Genomic DNA, 15959 nt, shown 5'->3' on the forward strand with positions numbered 1-15959 from the left:
GTTCAGCTAGTTGCCGGCAAACGCGGGAACGCCCGCTATATTCCCACACGAATCGCCTGACGCAGCCGCTCACCACTGCTGTTATCCGATCCGCCCGATGATCTAGGTTTGCACGTATGACTCCCTATGACGTCGGATTACTCATCCTGCGGCTGGTGCTGGGCGTGACATTGGCCGCACACGGCTACAACAAGTTCTTTGGCGGCGGCCGGATACCGGGCACCGCGCGATGGTTCGAGAGCATCGGCATGAAGCCGGGCAAGTTCCACGCCACCGTGGCCGCCACCACCGAAATCGCCGCGGGGCTGGGCCTGGCCGCGGGGCTGCTGACGCCGATTCCCGCCGCGGGCTTTGTCTCGCTGATGCTGGTCGCGGCGTGGACCGTGCACCGCCACAACGGGTTCTTCATCGTCAAGGAGGGTTGGGAGTACAACCTGGTCCTGGCGTTGTCCGCGATCGCGGTGGCGACGCTGGGACCCGGCCGGCTCAGCCTGGACTGGGCGATCTTCGGGATCAACGACCCGCTGATCGGCTGGAACGGGCTGCTGATCTCGGTGGGGCTCGGTCTCGCGGGCGCGCTCGGCCTGCTGCTGATCTTCTACCGGCCGCCAGCCAAGCAAGCCGGCTAGCTTCTCGGGGCGCTAGGCCACCGCGGCGGTTTCGGCCGCCGTCACCTCGGCCGCCGCCCGCTCGCCGGAGCGGATCGCTCCGTCGATCCACCCGCACATGACCGCCGAGCTCTCGGTGCCTGCCCAATGGATGCGGCCGCAGGGTTCGCGCAGGGTGTAGCCGTACTCGGTCAGCACGCCGGGCGCGGTGTGGCCGATCATCCCGCCACCGGAGTAGCGCTCGACGGTCCAGTTCTGCAGATGGAATTCGCGCGGAGATTTGGCCTTACTGCCGAACCGATCGACAAGCTCGCCGATCAGGATCGACTTTTGTTCGTCCGCGTCGAGGTAGGTCAGCCGGCGCGCCGCGGGTCCCTCGGTGATGATGCACATGATGCCCGGGTCCGCGGTGTTGGTGCAGGCGTCGATAGTCAGGGTGGCCGGGGATCCAGGCGCGGCGGACTGGCCGGAGAATCCGTCGGCGCGCCAGAACGGCTCGTCGTAAAAGATCGAGGTCTTGATGACCGCGCCGCTGGGAACGCGCTGGTGCAGAAAAGCCCGGTCCACCGGCAGCGCGGGCTCATAGAGGATCGAGGTGGCGATCGCCAGCGGGATCGCGACAACGACTCGGCGCGCTCGCACCGTCAGATCGGCCGCGCTGACCGTCACGCCGTCGGCATCCTGGGTGATCTGCCGGACCGGCTGCGAAAGGTGCAGCGCGTCACCGAGTTCGGCCACCATCGGGCGGTGCAGCGCGCCCATCCCACCGACGGGGCGGGCATCCTGCGAGCCACCCTTACCCGAAATCGCGAACGTGAGCCCGCCGGCGGAGGCCGTCTGCAGCAGCCCCCACAGCAACGACGTCTCCGACCCTGCCGAGGTGTAGAGGCCGGCGAAGGCCATGTCCAGCATCTCGGCGGCTTCCTTGGACGCGGTCTTCTTGTGGATCCATTCCCCGATGCTGATGCGGTCCCACTCGGCGGCCTTCTTCGCCTCCCACGGGGCTTCGCGCGGAATCTCCTTACACATCTTCTCGATGGCGGCCAAACCGAGTCCGAGGTTGGCGACCGCCCACGGGCTCACGGTCCACGGGATGGTACCGCCGTAACGGTGCTTCTTGCCGCCGACGATCATCATCGCGTCGCCGTCGTTGTGCTGCTTGTACTCCGGCACGCCGAACTCGCTCATCAGCGCGTAGATGCGATCGTGGCCCGGCCCGATCCACGCGCCGCCGCGATCGACCCACGTTCCGTCCGGGAAGGTTTCGGTGAAGGTGCGACCACCTACCCGGTCACGAGCTTCCAGCAAGGCCACCGAGTGGCCCGCTTGCTTCAACCGGAAGGCGGCCGTCAAACCCGCGAAACCCGCTCCGACCACGCAATAATCGACGTCCGCCACGATCGGCTCCTCGGTTGCATTTGGGTGCTGAGCAGCAAACTACACCGATCGCGAGATCATGGCTGTCCGTTCGCGCGGAATTCATGCATGAGGTCAAATCGGCCGGCGTTCGATGCCGCTATGACGGTGTGATCACCGGCGGATAGGGCAGATCGGTGCTGGAGTGCGGGTCCACGTGCACCCGATGGCCCAGATACGGAAAGGCGCGTTGTGGGCAGGCGGGCCGGTCACAGATCTTGCAGCCGGCACCGATCGGCACGATCGCCTCGGTACCGGTGCGGTCGATACCGACCGAGTAGATCAGTTTCTCGGCGTGCGCCACGTCGCAGCCGAGCCCGATCGCAAAGCTCTTGTCCGGGCCCAGGTATCGGCTGGGCTCCGTCGTGGTGGTGCGCGCAATCCAGAAATACGTGCGCCCGTCCGGCATTTGAGCGATCTGTGTCATGAACTGGCCGGGCCGGGAGAAGGCGTGATGAACCACCCATAGTGGGCAGTTGCCGCCCACCCGCGAGAAATGAAAAGCCGTGGCGGACTGACGTTTAGAGATGTTCCCCGCGCTGTCGGTCCGGACGAAGATAAACGGGATCCCGCGCGCGCTCGGGCGTTGCAGGGTGGACAACCGATGGCAGACGGTTTCAAAGCCGACCTCGAAACGTCTTGCCAGCTGGTCGATGTCGTAGCGCATGCCCTCGGCGGCTGCCAGAAACCGTTGGTAGGGCAACAGCAGGGCACCGGCGAAGTAGTTAGCCAGGCCGATGCGAGCCACGCCCCGCGCATCGTCGCTGAGCTGGTCGTCGCCGGCGATGATGCTGCCGATCAACTCGGCCTGGGTGAGCAACGCGATCTGAGTTGCCAACTGAAAGGCGCGCTGGCCGGGATGGAGCCACCGGGCCAGATATAGGGTTTTCGACTCGGCCCGAAACAGGCGCTTGGAGTTGGGATTCAGGACCTGACCGTCGTCGATGACCACGGTGATGCCGAGTTCTTCGCGAACGAGCTCTGCCAGCTGGCTGTCGAGTCCGCCTGTCTGCAAACGGTTTTGGTTGAACAACTGCTCGGCCGCGACATCGAGATCACCGATGTAATTTTTGCGGTCGTAGAAGAAGTCCCGAACCTCTTCGAATGGCATCGGCTGCGGGGGGCCCGTCGGTATTTCGGCGTTGGCACGACCGTGTAGGGCTTCGAGGTCGGATGTGGCATCGTGTAGCCGCCGCTGCAGGTTGACCAGCGTCTGGCCGACCTCGGGCATCCGGGCTACCAGCTCTTCGATTTGTCCGGCCGTCGCGGGCCCGTCGGCGAAGATTTCGCGCAGATCCGCGACCAGGCGGGCATCGGACTCCGGCGCGAAGTATTGGGTCGGTAGGTCGAAGCGTTCGGTGAGTGTCAGCAGCACCGGCACCGTAATCGGACGCTGGTCGTTTTCCAGCTGGTTGACGTAACTGGTCGACAATCCCAGGGCGCGCGCCAGCGCGACCTGAGTTAGCCCGTGCTCCTCGCGGAGCCGTCGCAGCCGCGCACCAGCGAACGTCTTCGCCACCCGTAACAGCGTACGCGCACTGTCTTTCACAAGATTTGCAAAATCATGCGGATAAGGACACAAAATTACGCTCTTTTAGGGGATTTACCCCGTTTCATTGGTTGCGTAATGTGCGGTTTATGCGCATTCATGACGTTCGAACCCGGCGCAGCGCCGACGACTTCCCCCGCAGCGAGCACCTGGCTTTCAAGATTGCCGAGGTCGCTGCAGATCCGGTCGCCGTGCCCGCGGAGACCGAAGCGATGGTGATCAATCGCATTATCGACAACGCCGCGGTTTCGGCTGCCTCGCTGACCCGTCGTCCGGTGACCACCGCCCGGGTCCAGGCGCTGGCGCATCCGGCTTCGGCGCGGGGCGCGAAGGTCTTCGGCGTCGAAGGCGACTACTCGCCGGAGTGGGCGGCATGGGCCAATGGCGTCGCGGTACGCGAGTTGGACTTCCACGACACGTTCCTGGCCGCCGAGTACTCGCATCCGGGAGACAACATCCCCGCACTGGTGGCCGTGGCACAGCACCTCGATATCGGCGGTGCCGATCTAATTCGCGGTCTGGCAACGGCCTACCAGGTCCAGGTCGATCTGGTCAAAGGGATCTCGCTGCACGAGTTCAAGATCGACCACGTCGCCCACCTTGGCCCCTCGGTGGCCGCCGGCCTCGGGACCATGCTGAAGCTCGACCCCGAGGTGATCTATCAGGCGGTCGGGCAGGCACTGCACCTGACCACGGCCACCCGTCAGTCCCGCAAAGGCCTGATCTCCAGCTGGAAGGCCTTCGCACCGGCATTCGCCGGCAAGATCGCTATCGAGGCGGTTGACCGGGCGATGCGCGGGGAAGGTGCTCCGGCGCCCATCTGGGAGGGCGAGGACGGCGTAATCGCCTGGCTGCTAGGCGGTCCCGAGCGCACTTACCAGGTGCCGTTGCCGGAGCCGGGCGAACCGAAGCGGGCCATTCTGGACACCTACACCAAGGAGCACTCGGCGGAGTACCAGAGCCAGGCGCCGATCGACCTGGCCCGGCGGCTGCGCGAGCGCATCGGCGACCTGGGCCAGATCGCGACGATAGTGCTGCACACCAGCCACCACACCCACTATGTGATCGGCACCGGATCCGGCGACCCGCAGAAGTTCGACCCGGACGCATCGCGGGAGACGCTGGACCACTCGCTGCCGTACATCTTCGCGGTCGCGCTGCAGGGCGGCACCTGGCACCACGAACGGTCCTACGCGCCCGAGCGGGCACACCGGCCCGACACCGTCGAGCTCTGGCACAAGATCTCCACGGTCGAAGACCCCGAGTGGACTCGCCGCTATCACTCGGCCGATCCCGCCGAGAAGGCGTTCGGCGCCCGCGCCGAAGTGACGCTGAAGAGCGGGGAGGTAATCGTCGACGAGCTGGCCGTCGCCGACGCGCACCCGTTGGGGGCCAGGCCATTTGAGCGCAAGCAGTACGTCGGGAAGTTCACCGACCTGGCCGACGGTGTGGTCGCCGACGCCGAGCAGCAGCGATTCCTGTCGGCGGTGGAAGCCCTTCCGCAACTGCAGGCCGGTGCTCTGGGCGCGCTCAACATCACGGTCGGTCCGCTGGTGCTCGACCGGGCGCCCAAGATTGGGCCGGGGATCTTCTGATGAGCGGGCTGATCGGCAGCGCTGTTCCCGCGGCACAGAAGCGAGCACAGCTTCGCACCGCGCTGCAAAGTGGTCGGCTGCAACGATTTCCAGGTGCATTCTCGCCGCTGGTTGCCAAGCTGGTCGCCGAGATCGGGTTCGACGGCGTGTACGTGTCGGGCGCGGTGCTCTCCGCGGATCTCGGACTGCCCGATATCGGCCTGACCACCCTGACCGAAGTCGGCGCGCGCGGCGCCCAGATCGCCGGGGCGACGGACCTGCCCACGTTGATCGACGCCGACACCGGCTTCGGCGAACCGATGAGCGCCGCACGCACGGTGACCGTCCTGGAGGATGCCGGACTGGCGGGCTGCCACCTGGAGGACCAGGAAAATCCGAAGCGATGTGGGCACCTCGATGGCAAAGCCGTGGTGCCGGCGAGTGAGATGGTCAAACGTCTGCGCGCCGCGGTATCCGCCCGGCGGGACCCCGATTTCATCATCTGCGCCCGCACCGACGCCGCGGGTATCGAAGGAATTCCCTCGGCGATCGACCGCGCCAAGGCCTACGCCGACGCCGGCGCCGATCTGATCTTCACCGAAGCCCTGCGTACGCCAGCCGATTTCGAGCAGTTTCGCGCCGCGGTGGACACGCCGTTGCTCGCTAATATGACCGAGTTTGGCAAGTCAGAGCTCTTGACCGCCAAGCAGTTGTCCGACATCGGCTACAACGTGGTCATCTACCCGGTGACCACCCTGCGTCTGGCCATGCAAGCCGTCGAGTCTGGCCTTCGTGAAATCGCGGACACCGGAACACAATCCAGCCTGCTGGAGCGAATGCAGCACCGCAGCCGGCTCTACGAGCTGCTGCGCTATTCCGACTACAACCAATTCGATTCCGACATCTACAACTTCGCCGTCGAAGGGAACTAACCATGACCGCGCCGACCGCTGAAATCAAAAAGGGCCTAGCCGGCGTGGTGGTGGACACCACCGCGATCTCAAAGGTGGTGCCGGAGACCAATTCGCTGACCTACCGGGGATACGCGGTCCAGGATTTGGCCGCGCAGTGCAGTTTCGAGCAAGTCGCGTTCCTGCTTTGGCGCGGTGAGCTCCCGACCGACTCGGAGCTGGCGCTGTTCAGCCAGCGGGAACGCGCCAGCCGGCGGATCGACCGGTCGATGCTGTCGCTGTTGACCAAGCTCCCCGACAACTGCCACCCGATGGACGTGGTACGCACGGCGATCAGCTTTTTGGGTGCCGAGGATCCCGACGAGGACGACGATTCGGCGAACCGGGCCAAGTCGCTGCGCATGCTGGCGGTGTTGCCCACCATCGTCGCGGTCGACATGCGACGGCGCCGTGGGCTGGAGCCGATCCCGCCACACAGCGGGTTGGGATACTCCGAGAACTTTCTGCAGATGTGCTTCGGCAAGGTGCCCGAACCCGAAGTCGTGAAGGCATTCGAGCAGTCGATGATCCTGTACGCCGAACACGGTTTCAACGCCTCCACGTTCGCCGCACGGGTGGTGACGTCGACGCAGTCCGACATCTACAGCGCGGTCACCGGTGCCATCGGTGCGCTCAAGGGCGCGCTGCACGGCGGCGCCAACGAGGCGGTCATGCATGACATGATCGAGATCGGCGATCCGCGCAACGCCCGAGAATGGTTGCGCGGCAAGCTCACCCGCAAAGAAAAGGTGATGGGATTCGGCCACCGGGTCTACAAGAACGGTGACTCCCGGGTGCCGACAATGAAGGAGGCGTTGAGCCGGGTCGCCGCGACGCGCGATGGGCAGCGCTGGCTGGACATGTACAACATCCTGGAAGCCGAGATGTTTGACGCGACCGGAATCAAGCCCAATCTCGACTTCCCGACCGGTCCGGCGTACTACCTGATGGGATTCGACATCGCCTGCTTCACGCCGATCTTCGTGATGAGCAGGATCACCGGGTGGACCGCTCACATCATGGAGCAGGCCGCGTCGAACTCCTTGATCCGCCCGTTGAGTGCCTACTCGGGGCCCCAGCAGCGGGCACTGGCCTTCAGGTAAGCCGGCTAGTCCGCCGGGCCGCCGTATTGCCAGACCAGGTTGTGGTTGCCGGTCATGGTCGGATTGCACCACATGGTGCGGCCATTGGCGTCCTGGGTGGTGGCGTGCAACGCCGTGCACGAATCCCCGACGGCGGGCGCGTCGCCGTGCGCGGTGCCGACGCCGAAGCCGGCGGCGATAAAGGCCGCCAATGCGGCGGCCGATACCAGGAACCGAAATCTGCTCACGATGGACATCTCCTAAGCAGGTGTCAAGCCATCACGCTATCCGGCGGAGAACTTGCGGGCAAAGGATGTCATCCGCGGCCCTCGGCACGTTGCGCTAGAACGCGTTCTAGTCTGTGGCAATGGGATTCCTCCAACCCGAACTGCCGCAGGTCGACATCGACGAGTGGAGCAAGCTCAGCCGCAGCGAGAAGATCCGGCCGATGGCCCGGCACTGGGCCGAAGTGGGCTTCGGAACGCCGGTCGTCCTGCACCTGTTCTACGTCGGCAAGATCTTGCTCTACATCCTGTTCGCGTGGCTGTTGGCGGTGCCGACCACCCGCGGGCTGGCGTTCACCCACGTCATGTCGTGGTACTCCGAGCCGATCGTGTTCGAGAAGGTCGTGCTTTACACGATGCTCTTCGAGGTGATCGGGCTTGGCTGTGGGTTTGGGCCGCTGAACAACCGGGTCAATCCGCCGTTGGGTTCGATCCTGTATTGGCTGCGGCCCGACACCATTCGGTTGCCCCCGTGGCCCAAGCGCGTCCCGGGGACCAAGGGCACGGCCCGCACGCTGGTGGACAACGCGCTGTACGGGCTGCTTCTGCTGTTGACCTTCCTGACCCTGTTTGCCGACGGCACCGGCCCGGTGCCGGAACTGGGCGCCCAGGTCGGGTTGATACCCACCTGGCGGATCGTGCTGATCCTGGTGCTGCTCGCGGTGCTGGGATTGCGCGACAAGGTGATCTTTCTAGCCGCCCGCGGGGAGGTCTACGCGACGCTGGCGGTGACGTTCCTGTTCGGCGGCGTCGACATGATCATCGCCGCCAAACTGGTGTTCCTGGTGATCTGGATGGGCGCGGCGACGTCCAAGCTGAACAAACACTTTCCGTTCGTGATGTCGACGATGATGTCCAACAACCCGGTCTTCCGGCCACGCTTCATCAAGCGGCTGTTCTTCGAGAAGTTTCCCGACGATCTGCGGCCCGGACGGCTGTCGCGGATCTTCGCCCACGTGAGCACCTTCGTCGAAATGTGTGTGCCCATTGCGCTATTCGTCGGGCACGGCGGCTGGTGGACCGCGGTTCCCGCGGCAATCATGGTGCTCTTCCACTTCGGCATCCTGTCGGCCATCCCGATGGGGGTGCCGCTGGAGTGGAACGTGTTCATGATCTTCGGCGTGTTCGCGCTGTTTGTCGGCCACGCTCACACCGGGCTGGCCGACCTGAAAAACCCTGTCCCGGTGGGGATTTTCATCGCGTTCATTGCCGGGATCGTGATCGCGGGCAACCTGTTTCCGCGCAAGATCTCGTTCCTGCCCGGCATGCGGTACTACGCCGGCAATTGGGACACCACGCTGTGGTGCATCAAGGGATCAGCGGATAAGAAGATCAACCACAACATCGTCTCGATCGCCAGCATGCCCGCTGCCCAGCTGGAGAAGGTGTACGGCAAAGAGCGCGCCCAGATCCCGATGTATCTCGGATATGCGTTCCGCGCCATGAACACTCACGGCCGCGCGCTGTTCACACTCGCGCATCGCGCGATGGCCGACGGCAACGAGGACGACTACGTCATCACCGACGGGGAGCGGATCTGCAGCACCGCGATCGGATGGAATTTCGGCGACGGCCATATGCACAACGAGCAGTTGATCGCCGCGATGCAGCAGCGCTGCGGCTTCCTGCCTGGCGAAGTGCGGGTCGTGCTACTCGACGCTCAGCCGATCCACCGCCAGACCCAGTCCTATCGGCTGGTGGACGCCGCGACAGGCGAGTTCGAGCGCGGCATCGTCAAAGTCTCGGACATGGTCACCCGGCAGCCCTGGGCCGACGATGTGCCGGTCCAGGTGCTGTCCGAGCAAGCGGAGTAAACCGCTTAGACCCCCGCGCGGACTTCCTGCGCGGCGGCAACCATGTTCTGCAGCGAGGCGTTCACCTCGTCGGTGTTGCGCGTCTTCAACCCGCAGTCGGGGTTGACCCACAGCCGCTCCGCCGGAACGGCCCGCAGCGCCGCCCGCAGCGACTCGGCCATCTCGCCGGTGCTCGGCACCCGCGGCGAGTGGATGTCGTAGACGCCCGGGCCAACACTGTTGGCGAAGCCGACCGAGTTCAGGTCGTCCAGCACCTCCATGTGTGAGCGAGCCGCCTCGATCGACGTGACATCGGCGTCCAGGTCCGCGATGGCTCCGATCACCTCGCCGAACTCCGAATAGCACAGGTGCGTGTGGATCTGGGTCGAGTCATCGACGCCGGAAGTGGCCAGCCGGAACGACCCGACCGCCCAGCTCAGGTACTCGTCCTGATCAGCGCGACGCAGTGGCAGCAGCTCGCGCAGTGCGGGCTCGTCGACCTGGATCACCGCGATGCCGGCGGACTGCAGATCCACCGTCTCGTCGCGGATGTCCAGCGCCACCTGGTTGGCGGTGTCGGCCAACGGCTGGTCGTCGCGGACGAACGACCAGGCCAGGATCGTGACCGGGCCGGTCAGCATGCCCTTGACCGGCTTTTCGGTCAGGGACTGCGCGTACTTGGCCCATTCCACCGTCATCGGCTGCTCGCGGATCACGTCACCGAAAAGGACCGGCGGCCGCACGCAGCGGCTGCCGTAGGACTGCACCCAGCCGTTCTTGGTGGCGAAGAATCCGTCCAGCTGCTCGGCGAAGTACTGCACCATGTCGTTGCGCTCCGGCTCGCCGTGCACCAGCACATCGATGCCGAGGCCTTCCTGCAGCTTGATGACGTCGGAGATCTCCTGCTTCATCCTGCGGTCGTATTCGGCCTCGTCGATCTCACCGGCGACCAGCGCGGCGCGGGCCTTGCGGATCTCTACGGTCTGCGGGAACGAGCCGATCGTGGTGGTCGGCAGCGGCGGCAGGTGCAGCCGCTCTTCCTGGCTGGTGCGCCGCTGCGCGGCGTCGCCGCGGTGCGTACCGGACGTCACGATCGAGTCGATGCGAGCCCGGAGCTTGTCATTGTGCAGCCGCGGATCCTTCTTCCGGGAGGCCGCCGCGGCGTTGGAGGCCTCGATCTCCTCGGCGACCGCGTCGCGGCCCTCATGCAGCGCTCGGGACAGCGCCACCACCTCGGCGACCTTCTCCTGACCGAACGCCAGCCAACTGCGCAGCGCGTCGTCGAGGCCGGTCTCCGGTTCCAGCGAGTACGGCACGTGCAGCGTCGAGCACGACGTCGAGACGGCGACGTTGGCCGCCGAACCCAGTAGCGTCGCCAGCTTGCTCAGCGCCGCCTGCAAATCGGTGCGCCAGATGTTGCGTCCATCGACGACACCGGCCACCAGTGTCTTGTTGGCCAGCTCGGGCACCGCGGCGATCGCGGTGTCGGCACCGTAAACCAGGTCGACGCCGATCGCCTCGACGGGTGTGCGGGCCAGCGCTCCCAATGAGTCGCCGGGATCACCGAAGTAGGTGGCGACGTAAATGGCGGGCCGGTTGCTCACCTTGCCCAGCGCGTTGTACACGGCTTTGGCCAGCGCGGGGGCATCGGGGGAGATGTCGGTGACCAGAGCCGGCTCGTCGATCTGTACCCACTGCGCGCCGTTGTCGGCCAGCAGCGACAGCAGCTCGGAGTAAATCGGTAGCAGCTCCTGCAGCCGCTCGATCGGCGCGCCGCCACCGTTGACGCCCTTGCTCAGCAACAGGAAGGTGACCGGGCCGATCACGACTGGACGCGCTGGAATTCCCTGCCCTTGAGCCTCTTTGAGCTCGGAGAGCACCTTGTCCGGATTCAGCGAGAACTTCGTCGCAGGCTCGATCTCGGGAACGATGTAGTGGTAGTTGGTGTCGAACCACTTGGTCATTTCCAGCGGCGCGACGTCTTTGTTGCCGCGCGCCGCGGCGAAGTAGCGGTCCAGCTCGTCGGGAACCTGCGCGGCGCGAGCCGGCAATGCGCCCAGCATGACCGCGGTGTCGAGCATCTGGTCGTAGTAGGAGAAGGTGTTCACCGGCACCGAGTCCAGGCCCGCGTCGGCCAGGCGCTTCCAGGTGTCGCGCCGCAAGGTGGCGGCAATGTTTTCGAGGTCGGCTCGGCTGGTGCGTCCTGCCCAGTAGCCCTCGGTCGCGCGTTTGAGTTCCCGTTTCGGGCCGATGCGCGGAGAGCCGACAACTGTCGCTGTGAATGCTTGAGGGGTCACGATATTCGTCCTTCAATCGGCGTGGAGGTCACCGCCGGCGGACATGCAGCCGATCCGGTAGCGGTGCGCACCCTGTGCACGTATCGCAACGGCTGCAGCCTAGCGCCCATTCCACGAGGCGATGAGCCGCCGGGCGCGGCGCGCCCGGCACAGCTGGCAGGTCTCCGGACTTGCAGGCGCGCACCGGGTGGTGCTCCTAGTGGCCGTCGCTTCCCAGTCGTAAGACCAGTGCTTGCCAGAAACTCTGACGGCGGTCGTTCCTGCATACCGTTGCGGGACAGTCCCGGATTCTCACCGGGTTCCCTCTTACGAAGCGTTACTCACGTTGCTTCGTTCGATGCCGGCGCCGCGGGTGCGGCGCAAGCAGACCAGCTGCGAGGAGTAGTTTAGTCAGCCCGCCAACGCCACTGCGATCGGGATGTCCCCGTTGTTGAATTCGATGGTCCGCCGCAGGGTCGAATCGTTGGCAAGGGCGGCAGCCACCACGAGCGCGACATCGGCGCGGGATACCTCGCCCTTGCCCTGGCCGGCGACGATGCGACCGGTCGCCGGCTCCAGGGTGAGCCTGCCGGGACCCAACACCGTCCAGTCCAGTTCGCTGGCCCGCAAGTGGGCATCGGCGGCGGCCTTGGCCTCCGCGTAGGCGAAGAACGGATCGCCCTGCGGCACGCCGTGATCCGGCCCCGCGCCGAAGTACGACACCATCACGAACCGGTTGATGCCCGCCTGCCCGGCGGCGTCGATCACCCGGATTGCGGCATCACGGTCGACGGCATACGTTCGCGCCGGATCGCCGCCGCCCGCTCCGGCCGCGAAGACGACGGCGTCGTGCCCGGTCAACAGATCGGCCAGGGCATTCGTATCGAGCTGCTCGATGTCGGCCACCACCGGTTTGGCGCCGGTGGCGGCGACCTCGTCGGAATGGTCGGGATTGCGGAAGACCGAACTGACCTCGTCGCCGCGTTCGGTCAGGATGCGGGCGAGCTGCAGCGCAACCTTGCCGTGGCCGCCGATGACGAGGATTCGAGCCATACCCCGACCGTACGCGTCAGAACCCCCGCGGCGGCCCGGTCAGCTGCTCCGCAGTCCCTCGATTGCGAGGCCCATTATCCGTTTGGCTTGCCGCTTTCCCTCTGCTCCGTCTGCGACCCGCCACAGAAAACCCATCAGCAGCAGAACATCTGCGGGATCGAGGTCCGGCCGAAGGGACCCGTCGGTAATGCAGGCATCGACCAGCTGGCCGACTGCAGCGACAACCGGGGTATACGTTTCGTCGATCGCGTCCTGTAGCGCTGCACTGTGCAGTGCGTCGCCCAGACCGTGTTTGAGGCGAACGTAATCTGCCAATTTCTGGAACCACAAACGCAACGCATCCAACGGCGGGTGAGCCTGCAGCAACTTGGGCACCGAACCCACAAGTCGCTGGACGTCGTGACGGTATACCGCGAGGATCAACGCTTCCCGGGTGGGGAAATGGCGATACAGCGTTCCCGCACCGACGCCTGCTCGTTTGGCGATCTCATTGAGCGAGGTCGTTCCCGACGCGGCGAAGGCGTCGTGCGCAACTTCAATGATGTGCTCTCGATTGCGCAGGGCGTCGGCGCGGATCCCGGCGACAGCGTCGTCTGCCACGGACCGATACCTCCTTGGTCAAGGACACTCTCTGTTGCAGACCGAGCATAGGTGGAGACCGTCTCGGGTAAGACCGCAATCAGTCGTCGGACAGCCGGTCGTGGAAGTAATCGTCATAGGCCGCCAAGTCGAGTAGGCCATGCCCCGAGTAGTTGAACAAGATGACGGGTTCCTGCTGCGCGCGCCGCGCTGCCAGCGCTGCTTCGATCACGCCTTTGATGGCGTGCGCGGTCTCCGGTGCCGGGACCATGCCCTCGGTGCGTGCGAACCTCACGGCGGCTTCGAGCACGGACCGCTGCGGGTACGCAACGGCCTCGATCCACTGGTGTTGCAAGAGATTTGACAGGATCGGCGCGGCGCCGTGATAGCGCAGTCCTCCGGCGTGGGTAGCGGGGGGCACAAATTCGCGCCCGATCGTGTACATCCACATCCGCGGTGTCAGACCCGCGGTGTCGCCGGATTCGTACCGCAGCTGGCCTGCTGTCAATGACGGGCAGGATCGCGGTTCGATGGCTATCAGGCGAGGCCTGCTCGCTGCACCGGGGCGTGATTGCAGAAACGGCAGAGCCAGACCCGCGAAGTTCGAGCCGCCGCCGCATGCGCCGATGACGATATCCGGGCTGCCCTCGCCCGCGAGCTGCAGTTGTTCTCTGGCTTCCAATCCGATGACGGTCTGATGAAGCAGCACATGGTTCAGCACGGAACCGAGCGCGTAGTGAGTATCCGAGCGGCCAACCGCCTCTTCGACGGCTTCACTGATCGCGATCCCGAGCGAACCGGGGCTGTCAGGATGGCTTTGTCGGACTGATCTGCCTGCCTCGGTTGTGGTAGACGGGCTGGCAATCACCTCGGCGCCCCAAGTCTCCATCAGGACGCGGCGATACGGCTTCTGCTGGTGCGACGCGGCCACCATGAAGACGCGGCAATCCAGGTCGAATAGCTGGCAAGCCATCGACAACGCGCTACCCCATTGTCCGGCACCGGTTTCGGTGGTGAGCCGTCGAATACCTTCGGCTTTGTTGTAGTACGCCTGGGCGACTGCCGTGTTGGCCTTGTGGGAACCGGTGGGTGAGACCGACTCGTCTTTGAAGTAGATCCGGGCCGGCGTCTGAAGAGCTCGTTCCAGACGCACCGCACGCACCAATGGCGTTGGACGCCAGAGTCTTAAGATGTCGAGTATTTCGCCTGGCACGTCGACCCAGGGGTCGGCGGACATCTCTTGCTCGATCAGCGCAGCAGGAAAGATCGCGCCAAGATCGTCGCGGTCGACTCCTCGATCGAGGACCGGGTGTTTCGGTATTGCCAGTGGTGCGGGTAGGCAGGACGCCACGTTGAACCATGCCGCCGGGATATCGTCGGGTTTCAGCACATAACGCAATGACTTGTTCCCTTCGAGTGGAACGCGTGAGACAAGCAGGCCAACGTATAAAGCAGCGCAATTGCTGAATTCGATACGCCGTGTGGTCGGAATACGTTCATGTGCACGACGAGATGCTCGCCGGTCTACCGTGCACGTCCACCGCCGGGCGATGTCGGACCGCCTTGCGATTCTTGCCTACGAATCGCTATACAGCGGTGGTTAATTGGGGTACATGCGCGATCACCGCCTGCAACTGCGCATCGTCTGACATGCCCTGGAAGTCGTAGCGCGGTGTGTACGGTGCCTGCAGCATCTGCATTTCGGCTGCCGTGAGGTCGACGTCGAGGGAGGCAATCGCCTCGTCGATCTGACCGACACTGCTCGCTCCGACAATGGGTGCTGTCACCACGGGTTTGGCGTGCAGCCAGGCGAGTGCCACCTGGGCGCGACTGATGCCGTGCGCCTCGGCGACAGCGCCGACCGCATCAACGATGGCTTTGTCGGAGCTGTTATCGGCAGTGGCATAAAGCAAGTCGGCAAATCCGTCGTTCGACGACCGTGCGGTGGCTTTCACGTCACCCCAGGATCGTGCCAGCCTTCCGCGCGCCAACGGACTCCAGACAATGGCGCCCACGCCCTCGTCGAGGCAGAGTGGGATCATCTCGCGCTCCTCCTCGCGAGCCAACAAATTGTAGTGATCCTGCATCGAGACGAATCTCGCCCAGCCGTTGTTGCGCTGCAGGTGCAGGGCTTTGGAAAACTCCCATGCCGGCATCGATGACGCCCCGAGATAGCGGACCTTGCCGGCCTTGACCAGATCATGAAGTGCCTCGAGAGTTTCCTCCAACGGCGTGGTGTGATCATTGCGGTGAATCTGGTAAAGGTCGATGTAGTCGACACCCAGTCTGCGCAGTGAATGGTCGATCTCGGTCATGATTGCTTTGCGGCTCAAGCCTTTACCGTTCGGTCCCGAACGCATTGCGTGTCTCAACTTGGTCGCGACAACGACGTCGTCGCGGCTGGCGAAGTCGCGCAGCGCGCGCCCAAGGATCTCTTCGCTGCTTCCCTGCGAGTACATGTTCGCGGTGTCGAAAAGTTGATCCCGGCTTCGATTGCGTATCTGATCAGGGGTCGAGACTGGTCTTCGGGCAGTGACCACACGGGATGCCCGCGCCGGGGATCGCCGTAGGTCATGGCGCCAATCGCAATGGGAGACACGTCGAGTCCCGATGTGCCGAGCTTGATGTATTGCAAGGTCCACTCCTCCCGAATGCATTAACGGAGAGTTCTCCGGTAGCTGAGTCGGAAGCTACCGGAGAACTCTCCGATTGGCAAGACGAGAGATTCCTCGCGGCGCGCTGGTGCGCGGCGGATGCTTACTTGTCGATGCAGCCGTTCCAGCTCGAGGCCACCG

Annotated in this window: 13 protein-coding genes and 1 riboswitch; of the genes, 5 read left to right on the forward strand and 8 right to left on the reverse strand. The window is 64.7% G+C overall.

Features of this window, described 5'->3' with window-relative positions:
* Positions 1-116 precede the first annotated feature (116 nt).
* Positions 117-629 carry a DoxX family protein gene (locus H7K34_RS05380; protein ID WP_108924509.1) on the forward strand — a complete coding sequence of 171 codons (513 nt, stop codon included), beginning with the start codon at positions 117-119 and terminating at the stop codon, positions 627-629.
* A gap of 12 nt (positions 630-641) precedes the next feature.
* On the opposite strand, the gene H7K34_RS05385 is transcribed toward H7K34_RS05380, so the two are convergent.
* Together H7K34_RS05385 and H7K34_RS05390 are read right to left on the reverse strand one after the other, a co-directional pair.
* Entirely contained in the window at positions 642-2006 is a 1365-nt protein-coding gene (locus H7K34_RS05385) for a flavin monoamine oxidase family protein (protein WP_264060765.1), read from the reverse strand.
* 118 nt (positions 2007-2124) lie between these two features.
* Positions 2125-3552 (reverse strand): short-chain fatty acyl-CoA regulator family protein, encoded by a 1428-nt coding sequence (locus H7K34_RS05390; RefSeq protein WP_264060975.1) that lies wholly within the window; start codon positions 3550-3552, stop codon positions 2125-2127.
* A gap of 110 nt (positions 3553-3662) precedes the next feature.
* On the opposite strand from H7K34_RS05390, the gene prpD reads away from it, so the two are divergent.
* The 3 genes from prpD to H7K34_RS05405 are packed head-to-tail and all read left to right on the forward strand — an operon-like array spanning position 3663 to position 7200.
* Positions 3663-5168 (forward strand): 2-methylcitrate dehydratase PrpD, encoded by a 1506-nt coding sequence (gene prpD, locus H7K34_RS05395; RefSeq protein ID WP_264060766.1) that lies wholly within the window; start codon positions 3663-3665, stop codon positions 5166-5168.
* Positions 5168-6079, forward strand: a complete 912-nt coding sequence (prpB, locus tag H7K34_RS05400; RefSeq protein WP_264060767.1) for a methylisocitrate lyase — start codon at positions 5168-5170, stop codon at positions 6077-6079. The genes prpD and prpB overlap by 1 nt, the downstream gene beginning before the upstream one ends.
* Before the next feature lie 2 nt (positions 6080-6081).
* The gene (locus H7K34_RS05405; protein ID WP_264060768.1) at positions 6082-7200 is read left to right on the forward strand and encodes a bifunctional 2-methylcitrate synthase/citrate synthase; all 1119 of its coding nucleotides are present in this window, start codon (positions 6082-6084) and stop codon (positions 7198-7200) included.
* A gap of 5 nt (positions 7201-7205) precedes the next feature.
* Here the strand turns inward: H7K34_RS05405 and H7K34_RS05410 are convergent, their stop codons facing one another.
* Positions 7206-7427 (reverse strand): hypothetical protein, encoded by a 222-nt coding sequence (locus tag H7K34_RS05410; protein WP_264060769.1) that lies wholly within the window; start codon positions 7425-7427, stop codon positions 7206-7208.
* Between the two features lie 119 nt (positions 7428-7546).
* Between H7K34_RS05410 and H7K34_RS05415 the strand changes: the two genes are divergently transcribed.
* A complete protein-coding gene (locus tag H7K34_RS05415; RefSeq protein WP_264060771.1) occupies positions 7547-9277 on the forward strand; it encodes a DUF3556 domain-containing protein in 1731 nt (576 codons plus the stop codon).
* Between the two features lie 5 nt (positions 9278-9282).
* Here the strand turns inward: H7K34_RS05415 and metE are convergent, their stop codons facing one another.
* From metE to H7K34_RS05440, 5 genes are all read right to left on the reverse strand, one after another.
* A complete protein-coding gene (gene metE, locus H7K34_RS05420) occupies positions 9283-11553 on the reverse strand; it encodes a 5-methyltetrahydropteroyltriglutamate--homocysteine S-methyltransferase (protein ID WP_264060772.1) in 2271 nt (756 codons plus the stop codon).
* Positions 11554-11691: 138 nt separating this feature from the next.
* Positions 11692-11941, reverse strand: a riboswitch (cobalamin riboswitch).
* A gap of 2 nt (positions 11942-11943) precedes the next feature.
* Complete coding sequence (locus H7K34_RS05425) at positions 11944-12585, reverse strand: NAD(P)H-binding protein (protein ID WP_264060773.1); 642 nt, start codon at positions 12583-12585, stop codon at positions 11944-11946.
* A 39-nt stretch (positions 12586-12624) separates the two neighbouring features.
* Positions 12625-13185, reverse strand: coding sequence for a TetR/AcrR family transcriptional regulator (locus H7K34_RS05430; RefSeq protein WP_264060774.1), 561 nt, complete (start codon positions 13183-13185; stop codon positions 12625-12627).
* Positions 13186-13264: 79 nt separating this feature from the next.
* Positions 13265-14554 (reverse strand): TrpB-like pyridoxal phosphate-dependent enzyme, encoded by a 1290-nt coding sequence (locus tag H7K34_RS05435; protein WP_308203159.1) that lies wholly within the window; start codon positions 14552-14554, stop codon positions 13265-13267.
* Between the two features lie 196 nt (positions 14555-14750).
* Positions 14751-15623 carry an aldo/keto reductase gene (locus H7K34_RS05440; RefSeq protein WP_272896329.1) on the reverse strand — a complete coding sequence of 291 codons (873 nt, stop codon included), beginning with the start codon at positions 15621-15623 and terminating at the stop codon, positions 14751-14753.
* Positions 15624-15959: the final 336 nt, after the last annotated feature.

It is taken from the genome of Mycobacterium montefiorense (assembly GCF_025823255.1).
Classification (GTDB): Bacteria; Actinomycetota; Actinomycetes; order Mycobacteriales; family Mycobacteriaceae; genus Mycobacterium; species Mycobacterium montefiorense.

Excerpts from the sequence above, each read along its gene's own strand:
- H7K34_RS05405 (WP_264060768.1), top strand. The coding sequence starts at position 6,082 with ATGACCGCGCCGACCGCTGAAATCAAAAAGGGCCTAGCCGGCGTGGTG.
- prpB (WP_264060767.1), top strand. The coding sequence starts at position 5,168 with ATGAGCGGGCTGATCGGCAGCGCTGTTCCCGCGGCACAGAAGCGAGCA.
- H7K34_RS05440 (WP_272896329.1), bottom strand. The coding sequence starts at position 15,623 with ATGTACTCGCAGGGAAGCAGCGAAGAGATCCTTGGGCGCGCGCTGCGC.
- H7K34_RS05425 (WP_264060773.1), bottom strand. The coding sequence starts at position 12,585 with ATGGCTCGAATCCTCGTCATCGGCGGCCACGGCAAGGTTGCGCTGCAG.
- H7K34_RS05415 (WP_264060771.1), top strand. The coding sequence starts at position 7,547 with ATGGGATTCCTCCAACCCGAACTGCCGCAGGTCGACATCGACGAGTGG.
- prpD (WP_264060766.1), top strand. The coding sequence starts at position 3,663 with ATGCGCATTCATGACGTTCGAACCCGGCGCAGCGCCGACGACTTCCCC.
- H7K34_RS05380 (WP_108924509.1), top strand. The coding sequence starts at position 117 with ATGACTCCCTATGACGTCGGATTACTCATCCTGCGGCTGGTGCTGGGC.